Raw genomic sequence first — 18,639 nt, 5'->3', positions numbered from 1 at the left:
AGGGTCGGTTACAAATGAGGTAATTCGTCGGTTTTTCATTTCGTTCTAAAAAGCTTGGTTAGCTAGCTTACATATGTTGATTCGCTACGAATAGTTTCTTTTTGTTCCTAATTCGATTTAGCAAATGTTTTGCAATATTACGAATTATTTCTTTTTGCTGAGGATAAGGTGTGCTTCTAATCAAATTCCCATATCATTTTTACATTAGCGATCAGTATGAGAAGAGGTTAGGGCCTTATGTATATCGATTGGTTAATGCCTCCGGATCCGCTGCCTTAAAATGAAAAACGCCCAGCTTTTGGGGATGCTTGGACGTTTTTCTATTTTTAATCAACCTAAACCTTACTAATAACTAATCAAAGCTTGTGCCAAAAGAAGAATCGCTTTTGTAACAGGTTTGTAGCAATCTGCTATCGGCGATCAGCCATCGGCAGTCAGCCTTGGTTTATGTTAGTCTACTTGCCAGTAGGCAGGTGTCACTGTCACTGCTACTACTTCACTACTTCCAGATACCGTCCGAACCAGTACGGGAGTAACCAAATATCACCCGCACTAAACTCTTCCGTTCCGTTGCTATCTTCATCCAAAATAAACGTCGTTCGATTATGTCGGTGTACGGGACGCTCTTTGGGCGAAAGAACGGCATCCGTGCTTTGATTCATGAAATTCTCCTCCAAGTGCCTGATATCTTTTCGGACACTGTTCGTCACTTGCCAGTTGATCAGATCTAAGGGGAATTCGCGCAAAAACCATAGGGATGCATCCCTGTCAAAGTTCTTTTCGCCAACCATAGCAGCGAAGAAATTCCACAGCGCATCTTTTTCCGGTCGTTCGAATTCCCAGTGATCCAGAATTGCTTTTCGAAAATTATTCTTTAATGTATCATTTAAGGCATAGCGATACAAGCCCCAATAGCCTAAAAAATACATCTCATCGTCGGAGTGATTCCACCTTTCAGAAAGCATCTTGCTATAATCATCAGCTTTTTCATCGGCTTGTCCAATACCTTTCATCGGCCGCATCAGGTTTTCATAGTATCCGTGCCTATCCATTAATTCCCACGCCTTATCTCGGTATTTTTCTTTTTTAGTGAAGTAATAGGCTGATTGTAACATGGATATGATGTTGGACGAGTTTAATTTTCGATCGCCTATGTTTGTCGGAAATTGATTGACATAAGCGGGGTTCCACTTCCCCCACAACGTCGGCTTTCCGTCATGGTCAACAAGATAAAGATCGTTAGCCACAATATGCGACATCAGGGAATCCATCAGTGTAATGGCTTTTTCTTTCACCCAAGGGTCGTTTACCACCTCGGCCAGTACCGAAAAAACAAAAAGATGACCAATTGCCTCATCACTACTGGTAGTGGATTTCCAGCTCCACCAACCATCAGGCGCATCCAACCAAACCTTGCTATCGGCAAGATCTGTCTTGTGACCGATTCGTTCGAATGATCGTGATGGAAAGCCTTTTAAAGGATTCACGCTATAAAGGCGCTCCATGGCCAATAAAGATTCGCGGCAATTAAGCAAGGCATCGGAATCTTTGGTCGTAGCGTAACGGAAGGCCTCCGCTGCCAGATACATGGACGTCCATAAACCGTCATTATCAGAATCGGACAAAATGCCTGTTCGTAAATTTCCTTCCTTCAAGCCTTTCAGTGTCGCATTCAAACCGTATCGAATATGCCGCTCGCGCACTTGTTTGTCATAATAGGCGGCTTTCTCTTCCAAGCTCATTGCTTTATGGTGCAAGCGGGCCAAACCTTTGTTCGTAGCTATTAACACCGTTGATTCAGGCCCTTTGGCAAGCGAATATACCGTGTCGCCCGGCAACCAGCGGCCACTTTGATAATAATCAAAAGTCCCATTCTCCTGTTGCCTAAAAGCCCCATGCATCGATCCAAACCAAAGCGTTCCATCGACATACTGAACTGTGTTCACCGGTTGCGCCGGCAGCCGATCATCCCAGTCGCCTTGCTGTATCATCCTTACTTGTCCATCCGTTGACTTTTCTATACTGAATAGGCTATACCGATCTGATTTGGCAAGGACCAGTAGCTTTCCGGTTTCATTAAGCGTAAAGCAGCTAAAATCACTCCCCCGATAAACGGTGTGTACCTGCTTGTTTTGTAAACTATAATTATATAGGGCCTGATTACTGAGCAACCAGAAAAGTTGATGTTGAGGATCGTAATACACGGCTTTAAGTTCGTCATTGACACGGGTACTTGCTAGCGGTTTCCCATCCATCGCATAACATCTGATCTGTTGCCCATCAGTGAGAAGAATATTCCCTGCCTCGTCCATTGACATGAATTTTGCTTTCGGTAAATGATGTTTAAATAAACAGGTGCCTGCCCAGGCATTGCTGTAAACATGCTGGTCAGTCAGGTACACAAAATTGTTTTGATATAGGATGATATCTCTAAAAGTTTCCAAGGAGTCATAACGATAAGTGATGTCGGCCGATAGCCTGCCCGGAAAGAGCAATTTGCCATCAAAAGGCTTTAATAAACGACCTGTCTGCAAAAATTGAATCCGCCCATTTCGATCACTCAAAACTTTCGCACTATTCATTTTTCGATCATGGGTGTAATATTTTATGACATATTCCTGTTTGAACCGATCCTGGGCAATAGCCGTTCGCCATCCAAAAGGTTGAAGAGCCAAACATAGAAGCAACACTTGGTAAATCTTCTTTTTATTTAATATCATCTGGAGAAATTTTTAAATACTTTATTGATTTTTTATCGCTTGTCACATGGTAAGAATAGCTGAGGTGGATAAAGCCATCGGTCGATTGGACGATTGACGGGTAAGAACAGGAAAGTTTTTTCTTGTCGTCTGCTTCAAGCAGGGTGCTGAGTTTCCAGGAAGTGCCTTCGTCCTCGGATAAATACAAACTGAGTTGATAGCGTCCATCATCCACATCGTTACCTACCAATAGCCACCGCCCATCGAGCAAGCGAATGACCTCCACACTCGCGGTATTGGGAATCTCCGTTTTTCTTGCTACCGTCCATGTTTCACCGCCATCCATTGAGATGCTTTGTTGAATTCGTGCGGGCGCATCCCCGCTGTCGCGCATATAGGCTACAATATCGCCCTGTTTCCGTCTTATTAATGCGGGTTGAATGTTTCCCCGGCCCGCGATGGGTTTACTTGGTCGCCAACTTTTTCCATCGTCTTCGGATACGGCGATGAGGGAGCAGTTAAAGCCATCGGAATATAAAGGCAACAATATTTTATTGTCGGCCAATAGCAGGGGTTTAATGCGTGTCATCCAACCGAAGCTACGTTTGGCGGGATCTTGTGCATTGGTTACGATCATTTCATCATAAGGTGGTGCGTAGGCTGCCCAGCCATGTTGTTGATCGGGCAACATCGATAACTTCTCCTTAAGTTCCTGCACAAAACTACTATCGGGTTTTAAGAGTATATTGTCCTGCCAGCCCCAGTTGGGGGCCGCACTACCTTCATATTCATCAGCTACGCGATAACGCAAGATCGACTGCTCCCAACGGTTCGCCTGTACGGCAATCCACGCGAGATACAACTGCTTTTTGTGATTCAAGAACAATACAGGATTGCAATCCGGGATACCTTTCGTATCGGCCATTAGAAAAGGCGTGGACCAAGTTTTGCTCCCTGCGCGCTTTCTGGATCCCATAATGCAAACATCATCGGCCCCTCGTTCTCCACTGCCATAAAACCAGGCCGCTAATACATCTCCGTTCGGTAAAACGGCCAAACTGCTACCGTGGACATGTTTTGCCTGCAAAGGAAAAATCAGGGTCGCTTCCGCCACTTTAGGTTGTGCTCGAAGCGTTATACTGAATAATAAAAAGATCGCATAAAAAATGAAATGATGTCGCATCATATGCAGGTTTGTCTTAAGTTAGCACCTTCACCAATCGGATGCTCATTATATCATACGTGGCAATATTCAAATCGGGCTACTTGAAATCAAAATTTTAGGATTGACGCAGATTGAGGTTTATTAAGCGCAAAATGCGTCACCAAGGAGGAGCTTTCACCGATAATTTCGTTGAATAATCAAATTAAACAGCTTATGTCAACGGACCTACATGCAACGCTCCTGCAGCAAGTGAAGCAGGGCGACAATAATGCCTTCAATCAATTGTACAAAGCCTACAAACTGGATGCTTTTAAATTTGCCATGCATATGCTTCGCGATACGGAAGAAGCAGAAAATATGGTGCATGATCTCTTTACCAAGATCTGGCATAACAAAAACAGGATAAAGCCCGAACAGAACTTCCGTTCCTTTTTATTTACTTGCCTGCGTAATCTCGTGCTCGACCACATCAAGCGCGAAAAACGAAATCGCATTGCTTTTCAATCCTATATCAACGAAAGTTGCCAAAAAGAGGACCCCATTGGTGTAAGGGAGCGGCGTTATCGTATGATCCAAACCGCGATGAATGCCTTAAGCGATAAACGACGGGAAATTATTTATATGTGTTTTGTAGATGGTAAATCCTATCAGGAAATAGCGGACAGTTATTCCATCTCCAAGAATACGGTCAAAAATCAGCTGGTAAAAGCAAAGCAGTTATTACGCGATCAGCTAAAACCTAAAATGCTCATTGCTTAACGTTAATATTATATTAACAAAACAACAACGTATTGTTAAACAAGTAATTATTTCAAAATTACCATTGTATTTGATAGCCTTTTTTTACTTATCCGTAGTAGTATAATTGATCAGCTAACAAAATCATCTGCTGTAAAAAGGGAAAAAATCAAAATAAGGAATTTATGAAATTCAATTTACCAAGCACGCCCAAACTGCTCATTTGTTCGCTAGCGGTGCTGTACCAGCTCGGACTACCGATAAGCGCGTCGGCTTCGGTTGGGAACGGGGTCCTGACTACCGCTGCGCACGCAGATGCCGTTTCCGTCAACCGGCAGGCTATCTCTATTCAGGGCGTGGTAACTTCGGCCACCGATGGCCGGCCGTTCCCTGGTGTTAGTATTAAAGTTAAAGAAAACGGAAGAACCACTACGACCTCCATGAACGGTACCTTCCGTATTGAAGTACCCGATGAACAAGCAATTCTCGTATTCACGTTTGTCGGTTATAAAGAAGAGGAAGTACGCGTAGGTAGCCAACGTATGTTGCGCGTGGCCTTGGAAGAACGGACGGAAGGGCTGGATGAGGTGGTGGTTACCGCCTTAGGCATCAAGCGTTCGACACGCTCATTGGGCTACTCGGTAGGGGAGTTGAGCAGCAAGGATATTAACAAAGTGGCACAGGATAATGTACTCAATAGCATTACCGGTAAGGTGCCAGGCGTTAGTATCAGCTCTACGGGCTCAACCGGTTCTTCCGTTAGCATGGTCATTCGGGGAGCAAAATCCTTGAGTTCGGATAACCAACCGCTCTTCGTAGTGGATGGTGTACCGATTGCCAACACGATTAATAATGTCAGTCAGGTAGGTACCGACAACAACGTAGATTATGGAAATGCCTTGGCCAGCCTGAATCCGGATGACATTGAAAGCATTTCGATCCTGAAAGGGCCGAGTGCCGCGGCGCTCTATGGTTCACGGGCGGGCAATGGCGTGGTATTGATCACCACCAAAAGTGGTAGCGGTTTAGATAAGGTGCAAATTAATGTGACCAGCAATACGGTATTCGATGTGCCGTACAAATACCTGGATATGCATCATCGCTTCGCCGCAGGGGTTATTCCTTTTACGCCGGAAAGTACTCCTAATGGGACGCTCACCATTGAAGAAGGATCGGCAGGCGCTTTAGGCCCCGAACTTGACCGTGGCTATCAAGCCATTCAATGGAACAGTCCGCTAGACGCGGAGGGTAACCCTGTCGCCATGCCGTTGGTCTCTCATCCGAACAATATTAAAGAATTTGTACAAACGGGTATTACCTCTATTAATGGGGTGTCCATCGCTAACAATACGGAGAAGATTACTTATCGGATTTCTTATTCTAATATGATGAATCGAGGCCTTATTCCGAATAGCGATCTGAGTCGGAATTCATTGAACCTCAACAGCAGCTTGAAATTGACCGATAAACTTAAGCTCAGCTCGCAGATTGATTTCAGTCGTAATGGCTCTGATAATCGGCCCGCAGGCAATCGAGGTACCAATCCCCTTCAATGGGCTTATGCCGTAGCACCTCATATTAATATTTTGGTTTTAAAAGACTATTGGCTGCCCGGACAAGAGGGGGTGGTGCAGCGTTCGCAAAGTTTGGGCGACTATGATAACCCGTATTTTCTGGCCTATGAAGTGAACAATGCCTTTAAGCGCGATCGCGTTTTCGGTAATATACGTGCCGATTGGCAAATTACGCCCGAAATAAGTTTAATGGGACGCTATGCACTCGATCTTTATCACGAAAAGAGAGAAACCAAAGTTCCGTATAGCTATTCCAATGATCCGAAAGGAGCCTACGGTATCACTAACTTAAATAACCTGGAACAGAATATTGATTTCCTCGCTAGTTATCAGAAACGCTTTAACGATGTGAGCTTTAATACGTCAATAGGCGGAAACACCCGCTATCAGCGCAATGAAAATGTCATCAATGCCTCGATTAATGGAAGCGGTTTAACAATACCCAACTTATATACCTTATCCAATATCGCTCCGACAAGTTTACGTTACAACAGTTACATCGGTGAAAAAGCCATTCACAGTATATATGGATTAATTAACGTAGGTTACAAAGATTTCATTTATCTGGATTTAACTGCGCGAAACGATTGGTCGAGCACCTTGCCAAAAAACAATCGTTCCTATTTTTACCCTTCCGCCTCCTTAAGTGTATTATTGAATGATGCTTTTAAATTACCCGATCAGATCGATCTGTTGAAATTGCGCGGTGGCTGGGCGAGAGCCGGTAATGACACGAGTCCCTATAACTTGATCAACGTTTTACAAAATATGGACCCCTGGGGTAATGTGGTTCGCCTTGGCTCTTCGAGCGCTTTACTCATCCCCGACCTGAAGCCGGAGCAAAGTACATCCTACGAAGGTGGTTTGGATTTTGCCTTATTTAATAATCGATTACGTTTTGCCGGCACCTATTATAAAGTGGATAATCGGAACCAGATTATTCCCATTCAATTGCCCAGCTCCAGTGGTTATACCTCTAAAAACATCAATGCCGGCTTATTGGTAAGCAAAGGGTGGGAACTCAGTTTAGGCGGCACACCGATCAAGTCGACCAACTGGAATTGGGATATCAATGTCAACTGGTCGAGAAACAGAACACGCATTATGGAATTATCAGATGGCTTGGAATACTATGAGTTATGGTCGGACGCCAAGGGCGGTGCCCGTACCTATATAGGAGATGAAATTGGTGATCTCTACGATGCGGAACTCGTTACAGTGAAAGACGTTAATTCGCCTTATTATGGTTATCCGATCCTCGACGAAAATGGCTCCTGGCAGAGTATATCGATGACCAATACACGCACCAAAATCGGTAATTTCAATCCCGATTTTAGCATCGGCTTACAGTCGGGCCTTAGCTATAAACGCTTTAGCCTGAATTTCTCACTCGAATGGCGTAAAGGAGGCAAATTCGTTTCCCAAACCTATCGCTATTATGAATCGGACATGAAAACGCAGCGCTTCCTTGACCAGCTGATCAATCCAAATGGTATGAGCGGGCAAGCGCTACGTGATTACCTGGTGAACAATGACCTGGTGGTTGTGCGTGGCAACCAGTTCCGCATTGTGGGCGGACCAACCCCCGAAAGCGGTGGGCTTCCTTTTACAATGGAAGGGCAGACCTATAACTTTGGCGCTTTTAACCCCGGTGTTATCGCACAATATGATGACGATGGCAATATTGTTGGCTATACCGAAAATTTGGGGGGCGAAGGTACTAAAATCATACCCTTGAGCGATAATTACCCCTGGGACTTTATGAGCGCTGCTACCTTTGATGCCGACTTTATAAAGCTCCGGGAAATCTCGCTTGGTTATGAGCTGCCTGGCGACTTCGTTAAAAAGCTGGGTATGCAATCGGCCAACGTTTCCATCTACAGTCGTAATATTATCTTATGGACGAAATCGAAAATCGGGATCGACCCCGAAACGGCTTTTCAACCCGGAGCCGGAACACAGGCAGGTACCCAGTTCAAACAAGGGATTGAACGCTATAATGTAAACCCGTGGGTCATGCCGATCGGTTTCAAAATAGCAGTGGTTTTTTAACCTAATTAGTTATCCAACAAGAAATAAAGCCATGAACAACGTAATAAAAACGCCGGTCGCTTACTTACTCTTGATAGCAATACTCTTGTTTTCCTGTAAGAAGCTGGACGATCTGAATGTGAATCCCAATGGGGTAGATGAAACGGCGGTGAATCCTAACCTTATTTTGCCAACGATATTGAGTGAAACAGGGAAGCTGTATACCAATTTAGGCTATCAGGATATCGCCGGTGTTGTGCAACATACGCAGAAAGATGCTTGGTTTGAAAGCCACAACGATTATGATTGGGCGGGCAGCCAAAGCTGGACAGACTACTACAATATTTTACGTAACACCCAACTTCTCATGAACCGTGCCGAAGAAAGTGGACAGGCCTTTCATCAGGGCGTTGGCTTGGTGATGAAAGCCTATGTCTTTGGGCTTATTGCCGATTTATGGGGTGATGCGCCTTACACCGATGCGTTAAAAGGGAATTTAAATGACCCACAGTATCTTACGCCCAAATATGATACCCAGGCCGATATTTATCATGGCATTTTAGCCGAATTGGAAACCGCTAACAATTTACTCTCGCAACCGGCTTCTTCTTATACGGGTATCGAAGCGGCGGCGGATCTGTTCTATAATGGTGATCCAGCGGCTTGGCGGCGTTTTGCCAATTCACTGGCCTTGCGTTATTATATGCGTCTTTCGGCTAAGGAGGCCTCTTTTGCGCAGGCAGGCATAGAGAAAATCGCAACGAATCCGGATCAATACCCGCTGATCTTAGCGGCGGATGAAGATGCTGCGATGAGCTACCCCGGTACCACAAGCGCCAATGCCTGGCCTAGTAATACCGAGATTGACGATACGGGTGGGTCGAATTTTCGTCGATTGAAGATGTGTGCCACTTTGGTAAACACCTTGCAGCAACTGGATGATCCCCGCCTGACGATATGGGCCCAAAAAGTGGAGATTCCTTTGGTTGTTGATGCCACTTTACCCCCGCGCACCGATCGCATTAGCAATGGGAAGCGATACTTGTCGCCCGATATGATAGCCAATACCTCCGTTGATACCGATCCGGATTATGTAGGTATTCCGCCTTCTTACTCCAATTTGCCATCCAGTTATAATTTAAACCCAACACCTGGGCAGACCTCATTTAATCCCCATGTTTCTTACTTAAACGAGCGCTATCGGAAAGCTTCCGGACCTTTACTAAAGGCACGGCTCCTTTCAGCAGCCGAGGTGCATTTTATACTGGCTGAGGCTTCACTGAAGGGATGGAATACGGGTAATGCCGCCGAACATTATAATGCGGCCATTGAGGCTTCTTTAGATGCCTGGCAGCTAGCCGCCAATTATAATGCGTATATTGAAACAGAAGGGGTTCGTTTTGATGGGTCGCTTGAACAGCTGATTACCCAAAAGTGGATTGCTAGTTGGACGGCCGCAACGGAGGCTTGGTTCGATTATCGAAGAACCGGTTACCCTCGGTTGCAAGCGGGGCCGGTAGCGCTTAGGCGGGCCCTTCCCTTGCGCTTTTATTACATGCAGGATGAAATCAATATGAACGGGCAACATGTACAAGAGGCTTTAGATCGATTATCGACCACCGCTTTTTCACAGGCTGATGGTAAAAACAGTGCTTGGTCGAAATGCTGGTTGTTACAAGATACCAATAATCCTTACTAATTAAATTGCGAGAATGAAACAGCGCTTACTGACGGGAATTTTTCATGTGTTTTTTTATATAGGGCTCAGTTTTGCCCAAACTGCTGTGACGCCCCAAAATGCGTTGCAGCAGTATCTAAAGAAAGAAGATGATACGTATAGATGGATCATACGCGATACCTTGAGCCTTGGCAACGAGACGAAGGTATATCGCTTGCTACTCACTTCTCAAACCTGGCGAAACATCGTTTGGACGCATCAGCTCAGTGTAATTGTACCGAAAAATTTAAAGCAAAGTGCTGCCTTATTATTTATCAGTGGCGGTTCGCTGGATAAGGGACAGCCAAGATGGACCAATAAGCAGGATGCGTTAACAGTGAACCTAAGCTCCCTTGCAGAAAAAAATGGAGCCTGTGTAGCGCTATTGAAACAAACACCCAACCAACCGCTATTCAATGGGCTGACAGAAGATGCGCTCATTTCTTATACCTTTCATCAGTTTCAGAAAGAGGGCGACTACACATGGCCTTTACTTTTTCCCATGGTAAAAAGTGCTGTTAAAGCCATGGATGCGGTTACGGAATTCACTGAAAAACATACGATGGTGCCTGCTGATCGTTTTGTGGTGTCAGGCCTTTCCAAACGGGGATGGACAACTTGGCTGACAGGGGCCAGTGATCAACGCGTCATAGCAATTGCTCCAATGGTGATTGATGTGCTGAATATGCCCGTAAGTCTGGATTATCAAATTGAAACCTGGAAAGAATACAGTGTTGAAATTCAGGATTATGTAAACTTAGGTATTCCGCAGCAGGCAAAAAGTGAAGCCGGCGCTACACTCCTGCAAATGGTTGATCCCTATAGTTACCGACAGGCGTTGAAAATGCCTAAAATGATTTTTATGGGTACCAACGATCCTTATTGGGTGGTTGATAATATAAAACACTATTACGATAGTATCCCGGGAACCAATTTGCTGCATTATGTACCTAACGTAGGGCATAATTTGGGAGACGGACAAGATGCCTTTAATGCGTTGAATGCCTTTTTTGCCTTAACGCTCCGGGATGAAGGATACCCGCCTGCCGAATGGCAAATCAATACTGAAGGGAAGAAAGTAAATTTGGCGTTGAAAATTCTTCCCGATAAGCTACAGGGTGTAAAAGTTTGGGAAGCCTCCTCTAAAGATGCTGACTTACGCAATAATGTATGGTTATTCAGCCAAAAGAACTACGTGGGAAACGAGGCTCAGCTTCATTATTCCTTTGACTTTCCCAGCGCGGGCTATAAGGCATTTTTTGTGGAGCTGCTCTATCCCGATCCTACGGGAAGCACCTATGGGCAGTCGAGCCGGATCTTTGTAATGGATAGCCTTGGATTGGTAGAAAGTCATCAACACGGTCATCTGGAAGCGACGCTGAAGGCTTTGGCGGAACCACATCGGAATAAAATCTTAGTGGCCGCGCATCGCGGAGTACATCACGAAGTACCGGAAAACTCGCTTGCAGCCATTGAAGCCGCCATTAAACAGGGTGTAGATATTGTTGAAATAGACGTAAAGGTAAGCAGCGATGGTATTCCTTTCTTGATGCATGATCAAACCATCGACCGCACAACGAATGGAAAGGGGGATGCGGAAGGCTTTACTTTTCAGGCGCTAAGCCGATTACAGTTGAAGCACCGGGGCAAACAAACCAGCTACCATATTCCCACCTTGGAAGAAGCTTTACAGCTAGCAAAGGGGAAAATTTTACTGGATCTGGATCTTAAAACAGACAAGTTGGATCCCATCCTGCATACCGTTGCTAAAGCAAAAGCGCAGCGGGAAGTGATCTTTTTCGACAGTGATTACAAGCAGTTGGCAAAAGTAACGGCTGCCGACTCCTCACTTAAACTAATGCCAAGGGCACACGATCTAAAAGAAGCTGACAAGGCGCTTGCGCTGTTTGAGCCAAGCATTGTGCACCTGGACGAAAGTTTTTACACCAATACCGTAACAGCTCATATCAAAAACAAGGGTGCCAACGTTTGGATGAATACCTTGGGTGATCTGGATAAAATGATCGCACAACAAGCGGACCTAAGCGAGTTGGACAAGTTTCTTGCAAAAGGCGCCAATATTATACAAACAGACGAGCCCGAAAAACTATTACGCTATCTCAACGGTAAAGGGAAGCGATAAAAAAACAAGAAAATGAATAAAAGATTTCTATTTTTCTTCCTTTGCGGCTTTTATTGCTACAGCTGCTTTGCACAGACGGAGGCGCTTAAACGACCAAAACTAGTAGTGGGCTTGGTTGTCGACCAAATGCGCTGGGATTACCTTTATCGTTTTTATGATCGCTATGGAGAAGGCGGCTTCAAACGCATATTACGAACCGGTTTTAGCCACGAGAATACCTATATTGATCACCTTCCAACCGTTACCGCTATCGGGCACACGGCTGTGTATACCGGTAGCGTTCCTTCGATTCATGGGATCACGGGTAATGATTTCATTATTGAACACACCGGGCAAGGCATGTATTGCACAGAAGATGCTACGGTTCAAGGGCTTGGCGTAGAAGGCCGAAAGGGGCATATGTCGCCGCGTAATTTACTGGTCTCAACGATTACCGATGAACTGAAATTAGCTACCAATTTTCGCAGCAAAGTGATCGGAATTGCCATAAAAGACCGGGGCAGTATTTTGCCCGCGGGCCATTTTGCCGATGCAGCTTACTGGTTTGGCCCTAACGCTTCTTGGGTCAGCAGCACCTATTACCTAAAAGCCTTACCCCAATGGGTGCAACAATTCAATGGCCGGCAACATGCTCGGAAATACTTGGAAAAAGGATGGAACACACTTTATCCGATTGAGAGCTATAAGCAAAGCAGCCCGGACAATAACCGCTACGAAGGCCACTTGGAAGGCACGGCATCACCTACGCTCCCCATACCGGCGGAGACCTTACTAAAGAATGGTTTGGAAGTCATTCGGGACACGCCTTTTGGAAATAGCTATACCCTTGATTTTGCAAAAGAAGCGGTGAGGGCGGAACGTCTTGGGAATAACCCGGAACACGTGCCCGATTTCTTAGCCGTCAGTCTTTCCTCTACCGATGGCATTGGTCACAAGTTTGGTGTCAATGCCCTGGAAGTGGAAGATATGTATTTGCGGTTGGATCAGGACTTGGCTGAATTTTTTGATTTCCTCGACGGGGAAGTAGGAAAAGGTGAATACACATTCTTTCTAACCGCAGACCATGGTGCCTCGCATAATAATCCCTTTTTCATTGATCACAAAGGTGCGGGCGGTTATATGCCGCAAGAGGCGAGTGCGGATTATCTCAATCAGGCACTTAAACAGCAATTTGGCTATGACTCGCTGGTTATCAGCACCGCTAACTACCAAATACATCTCAACCATGCGACAATAGCGGCAAAGGAACTGAATGAAGCCGCCATACGATCGTTTTTGGTAAACGCTTTGCGCAGAGTAGAAGGCGTGGCTTATGCTGTGGATATGGATAGTTTATCCACTGCCACCATTGCTCAGCCAATCCGCGAACGCCTTATTAATAGTTATCATTACGAACGTAGTGGCGTCATTACCATCATCCCTTATCCGCAATGGAAAGGTGGTAATTCATCGCAGACCGGTACCGGTCATGGAACCTGGAACCCTTATGATGCGCATATTCCGTTGCTATGGATGGGCTGGGGCATTAAGCAGGGAGCCAGTAATCGCGTTACTTTAATGACAGACATTGCGCCTACGTTGGCAGCACTATTACATATACAAGAACCCAACGGGAATGTTGGTCGCCCGTTGACTGATTTATTAAACCTACCCTAATGATGTCATTTTCGACTGCATTGAGATTACAGCTTGGCTTCCTCTTTTGCCTGCTAACGGCTAGCTGCAGACAAGCTTCAACCGCATTGCCTATTGCCGAAAATGTGCTCGATTCAGGCTGGGTGATGGCTTCGAGCCAAGTGGTGGGCAGCGAAGTGAAGGAGGTACTGGCACATGTTGTAGAAAGAGACTGGTATCCGGCCTTGGTGCCTGGCACCGTGCTTGGGGCATTGGTAGAAGCAGGTGTTTACCCCGATCCTTTTATAGGCACGCGCATGGATAGCATTCCTGCGCAAGTCTTTCAATCACCTTGGTGGTTCAAAAAGTCGTTGTATATCCATAACTTAAATTCGGAAGAACAGGTCATCCTTTATTTAGACGGCATCAACTATCGCGCGGATATTTGGCTTAACCAGCAGTTAATTGCCGATAAGGACAGCATCTACGGTGCCTTCCGACAATTTGCGTTGCCGGTGAGCCGCGCCATTAAAGAAGGCGAAAACCAACTGCTCATTAAGATTTATCCACCACAGGTGCGCGATTTTTATATGGGCTTCGTAGACTGGGCGCCCACACCGGCCGATCACTTTATGGGCATCTTTCGCGATATCCGGCTGAAGCGCAGCGGATCCGTTTTTATAGAAGACGTTTTTGTTGAGAGCGACTTTGATGTTTGCGATACCAGCAATGCGGAACTCAAGGCGCAAGTTGCATTAAGAAATGCAAGCGACAGGCCCGAGCAAATCACCTTGGCCCTTCGTATTGCCGGCCAGCAGCTAAAAAAACAGATCGTTCTCGAACCCTTCGCCCATCGGATAGTTTCGTTTGACCATCGTGACTTCCCACAGCTTCAAATAAAAAATCCAAAGCTCTGGTGGCCTAATGGCTTAGGAGCACCATCTCTTTATAAAGCAGCTGTAAAACTCTACAATAAAAACCAAGAGCTTTCTGATAGCAACTACCTCACGTTCGGGATCCGCAAAATCGAAACTTATCGAAACAGCAACCAGGGGCGACATTATAAAATAAACGGTCGTGATATACTCATCAAAGCTGCGGGTTGGGTAGATGATCTTTTTTTGCGTTATCTTCCTGATAAAGATCATGCACAAATTCAATATGTGCACGATATGGGGCTTAACGCCCTGCGATTGGAAGGCGTATGGGCTAATAATCAGCATCTATACGATCTTTGTGACCAGTACGGCATTCTAGTGATGCCCGGATGGAGCTGCCAATGGGAGTGGCCGGATTATTTGGGTCTGCCACTCGAGATGAAAGCAGGGGACGAAAACCTGCCCATCAATGAAGGGGTTGAGCGCTACGCCATCAAGTTGATGCCGAAAGAAAAAGATTTATTAGCGACTTATTTCCGCGATCAGGTCAAATGGTTGCGCAACCATCCAAGTATTCTCACCTGGCTTGGTGGAAGTGATGCCATGCCCCCGCCGGATTTGGAACAACGTTATCTGGACACCTTGGCGCAATATGCGCCGACTACGCCATTTCTGATCTCTGCGGGCGAGTTTACTAGTACGATATCGGGAAAATCGGGCATGAAAATGAATGGACCCTATCAATACGTGCCTCCCGTATACTGGTACGAGGACAAAAAATTAGGAGGTGCCTACGGTTTCAACTCGGAGGTCGGTCCAGGCCCACAAATCCCGCCCATTAAAAGCATCGAAAAAATGATTCCGCCGGCATACCGTTGGCCGGCCGACAATGCGGTATGGAACTACCACTCCGGACGCAAGGATTTTGCTAGCCTGTCTATCTACCTAGAAGCCTTGCAAAAGCGATATGGCCCTAGTCCTAATCTGGCAACGCTGGCTTTTAAAGCACAACTGTTAAATTATGAGGCGATTCGCCCAATGTTTGAAGCACATGTTATGAATAGAAAACAGGCAGGAGGTGTGGTTCAGTGGATGTTAAACTCGCCTTGGCCCGAATTTTACTGGCAGCTATATGATTATTACCTGATGCCAAATGCTGCTTACTTTGGTACGAAGAAGGCCTTGCAACCCATCCTCCCCTTATATAACTATCATGATAGATCGATTTACCTCAGTAATGATACGCGGCAAGATTTACGGAAACACCAATTGCTTGTACAAGTATACAATCTGCAGTCACAGTTGATCAGCCGGCAGGTAATACCAATTGATCAAATGAAAGCAAATCATGTTGTTAAGCTTATAAAGGTTCCATCAGGCAAGCAAGAGCCGGTCGTTTTCCTGCATTTAGCCGTTTTGAATGAGCATGGACAAACCGTAGCCGACAATTTTTATTGGCTGAGTGCGCAGATGGACAGACTGGATTGGAACACCTATTCTTGGTTTTATACACCGAGCAAGGAATTTGCAAATTTTCGTCCCTTATCTGAATTACCGCCTGTTAAGCTCGAAATGGCTAAGAAATTTTTACGGAATGAAGGAGCCTATCAAGTATGGCAAATAACACTAAAGAACACAAGTGACAAGCTTTCCTTTTTCAACGAATTACAGTTAATGAATGAGTCATTGACGGATAATGTATTGCCTGTTTTATGGTCTGATAATTACCTTTCTCTTCTCCCATATGAGGTTAAAATGATCACGGTCCGTTATCCAGAGGATCAGAACGCCCGGATTCAATTGCAATCGGTCAATGGGGAAGTAAAGATATTTTAGTTTACCTCCTTAGCTGTTGTCTCTTACGAAAGACGAAAGGGCTGCAACCATAGATCTGTTTAAACTGGCGTGCTACATTTTTGCTGTCCTCGTAACCCAAATCGAGCGCAATCTCATAAATTGCATGATCTGTTTGTAGGATTTTTTCGGCAAATTTTTCCATCCTTAAGGTCGAAATATACTTGTAGATAGGCATTCCCGTACATTCCAAAAATCGCTTCTCCAATACACGCCTGGATAAAGGAATCACCTTTAATACATCTTGTACACACAGGTTTTTCTCAATATTATGATGGATATACTTTAAAGAAGCCGCCACTTGGATGTCGTTAGTTGCATAAATATCGGTGGATTGGCGAGTAATAATCTGCAGTGGTCCGACATAAATATCTTCACCATTATAGGTGTCTGTCAGGATCATTTGTTCCATCCTATGTGCCGCTTGATACCCGCCCTTCTCTGCATTTAATGAAATACTTGATAAGGGCGGATCGGAGAGTTCACAGATCATTTCGTCGTTGTCAACCCCTAATACGGCAATATCTTCGGGAATACGGATATGGGATAACCGACATGCTTCCGTAATATGTTGTCCCTGATTATCATCGCAGGCCATCAAAGCAATCGGTTTCGGTAGCGATTTGAGCCACCGACTCAACGCGCTGGGGCGGTAGTACCATAATTCATCGGCAGTAGGCCCGGTATGTTCAAAATAGTGTACCGAAAATCCCGCATATGCCAATCGCTGTTCAAATCCTGTAGCCCGTTCTCGCGACCAGACAATATCTTTGAACCCATAAAAAGCAAAGTGGGTAAAGCCCTTTTTTAAGAAATATTCTGCGGCCATGGCACCTGCTTCAAAATAGCCTCCGGTGATATTGGGAATGTTATGAAAACGCTCCTTAAAATCCTGCGCGATAACTTTAATATTGGCATCCAGTAACCGGTCGATTTCCGGATCATTGTATAGCTGACCAATGATTCCATGCGCTCCCCACTCTTTTGCCCACCGCAAAATCCCTGACATGCCCAAAGTTTCCCGATGAAACAAAGGCATGGAGCAAAACAGCCATTTTCCGGACTCTTTGGCGTAGGCTTTTATACCTTTCAACAGGCTCTTGCTGTACTCTTCGGCAAAATCGAGGAGCAGAATCACTTTGTAAACCATCGCTATTTAAAAATTAGTTCTTTGCCATCTATGCATCACCTCTTATGTTATTTATTGAATCAGGTTTATATCGGTAGGATTCATTTGCATGTATTTCGATTAAAAGCTTGTCTTAAATCCTGATAAGCAATACGTACAATAAAGTTAAACATAAATAGCCAACACCGATCTTTTTCCCGCAAATTGTTATATTACATTTATGTATCTCCCATTAAATCCTAGTTCCCTTTGCAAATACATTCATATCAAATTGGATTAAGGAGGCTGCGCCCAAAAGTGCGATATGCGAATGCTCGGAAGCCAACACGCGCACCTTTTGTAAGGTGTTGGAATAAGCAAAAGACCTCATTGACTCTTCCATGCTTTTCTTAAAAAGAGGGTAGGCCTTGGAGATGGACCCGCCTAATACGACCACTTCAGGATCGTAGGCGTAAAGCATTATTTTCAGTGCCTCGCCAACGTGAAGGCCAAACTCTTCCCAAAGCCTCATTGCCTGATGATCACCTCCAATAGCTTCTTTTGCGATCTCTTCTGCACTTTTTTGCATACGATCCATAAAAAACTGACTGCCTACATATTCTTCCAGTGTTTTATTCAGGTAAGGTAAGAGCCCGATTTCGCCGGCCCCGCAATTATGGCCCATATAAAGCTGATGATTGAGTATTAGCCCTGCCCCCATACCCGTTCCGATTGTAACGCCAATAAGCGATCCTATCCCCTTTGCGACACCATAGTGATATTCGCCTAAGGTAAAGCAATTCACGTCGTTATTTATCTTCACGGGCAGATGAAGCCGTTCCTGTACAATTCGTTTCAATTCAAGCCTTTTCCAAGCAGGAATATTCGCTACATCATATACCACGCCCTGTTCAATATCCACGACTGATGGAACGCCAATACCGATTCCTTCAACGGCTTGGGTGGTTAGTGGTTTAATTGTTTCTATAAGTTGGTAGAGCGTAGCCTCCATTGAATCCTTGTTTTGCAGTGCGCATTGATTTTGATGAATAACAACACCATTTTCTATCAATCCGGCACGAATATTAGTGCCTCCTATATCTACACCTATTACCATT

10 protein-coding genes are annotated in these 18,639 nt (G+C 45.1%); 6 read left to right on the top strand and 4 right to left on the bottom strand.

Annotated features, from left to right (window positions below):
- Positions 1–491: 491 nt before the first annotated feature.
- Both M1D52_RS21830 and M1D52_RS21825 read right to left on the bottom strand, forming a co-directional pair.
- Positions 492–2,720 carry a ligand-binding sensor domain-containing protein gene (locus tag M1D52_RS21830; protein WP_437393537.1) on the bottom strand — a complete coding sequence of 743 codons (2,229 nt, stop codon included), beginning with the start codon at positions 2,718–2,720 and terminating at the stop codon, positions 492–494.
- Positions 2,707–3,885: a sialidase family protein gene (locus tag M1D52_RS21825; protein WP_437393536.1), complete on the bottom strand. Its 1,179-nt coding sequence runs from the start codon at positions 3,883–3,885 to the stop codon at positions 2,707–2,709. Before M1D52_RS21825 ends, M1D52_RS21830 begins: the two co-directional genes overlap by 14 nt.
- Positions 3,886–4,077: 192 nt before the next feature.
- Between M1D52_RS21825 and M1D52_RS21820 the strand changes: the two genes are divergently transcribed.
- The 6 genes from M1D52_RS21820 (at position 4,078) to M1D52_RS21795 (ending at position 16,395) form a co-directional block, all read left to right on the top strand.
- The gene (locus M1D52_RS21820; RefSeq protein ID WP_013665186.1) at positions 4,078–4,623 is read left to right on the top strand and encodes an RNA polymerase sigma factor; all 546 of its coding nucleotides are present in this window, start codon (positions 4,078–4,080) and stop codon (positions 4,621–4,623) included.
- Positions 4,624–4,787: 164 nt separating this feature from the next.
- A complete protein-coding gene (locus M1D52_RS21815; protein ID WP_437393535.1) occupies positions 4,788–8,228 on the top strand; it encodes a SusC/RagA family TonB-linked outer membrane protein in 3,441 nt (1,146 codons plus the stop codon).
- Positions 8,229–8,259: 31 nt separating this feature from the next.
- Positions 8,260–9,906 (top strand): SusD/RagB family nutrient-binding outer membrane lipoprotein, encoded by a 1,647-nt coding sequence (locus M1D52_RS21810; protein WP_437393534.1) that lies wholly within the window; start codon positions 8,260–8,262, stop codon positions 9,904–9,906.
- A gap of 13 nt (positions 9,907–9,919) precedes the next feature.
- Entirely contained in the window at positions 9,920–12,067 is a 2,148-nt protein-coding gene (locus M1D52_RS21805) for a PhoPQ-activated protein PqaA family protein (protein WP_437393533.1), read from the top strand.
- A gap of 12 nt (positions 12,068–12,079) precedes the next feature.
- The gene (gene pafA / locus M1D52_RS21800) at positions 12,080–13,723 is read left to right on the top strand and encodes an alkaline phosphatase PafA (RefSeq protein WP_437393532.1); all 1,644 of its coding nucleotides are present in this window, start codon (positions 12,080–12,082) and stop codon (positions 13,721–13,723) included.
- The gene (locus tag M1D52_RS21795) at positions 13,723–16,395 is read left to right on the top strand and encodes a glycoside hydrolase family 2 protein (protein ID WP_437393531.1); all 2,673 of its coding nucleotides are present in this window, start codon (positions 13,723–13,725) and stop codon (positions 16,393–16,395) included. Before pafA ends, M1D52_RS21795 begins: the two co-directional genes overlap by 1 nt.
- Before the next feature lies 1 nt (position 16,396).
- Here M1D52_RS21795 and M1D52_RS21790 read toward each other — a convergent pair whose 3' ends face one another.
- Together M1D52_RS21790 and M1D52_RS21785 are read right to left on the bottom strand one after the other, a co-directional pair.
- Entirely contained in the window at positions 16,397–17,563 is a 1,167-nt protein-coding gene (locus M1D52_RS21790; protein ID WP_013665192.1) for a DNA-binding transcriptional regulator, read from the bottom strand.
- Positions 17,564–17,774: 211 nt separating this feature from the next.
- A complete protein-coding gene (locus M1D52_RS21785; protein WP_013665193.1) occupies positions 17,775–18,638 on the bottom strand; it encodes an ROK family protein in 864 nt (287 codons plus the stop codon).
- Position 18,639: the final 1 nt, after the last annotated feature.

The sequence above is a fragment of the Olivibacter sp. SA151 genome, from assembly GCF_054130995.1.
The sequence above is the reverse complement of the archived record's forward strand: the minus strand, read 5'-3'. Positions and strand labels throughout refer to the sequence as shown.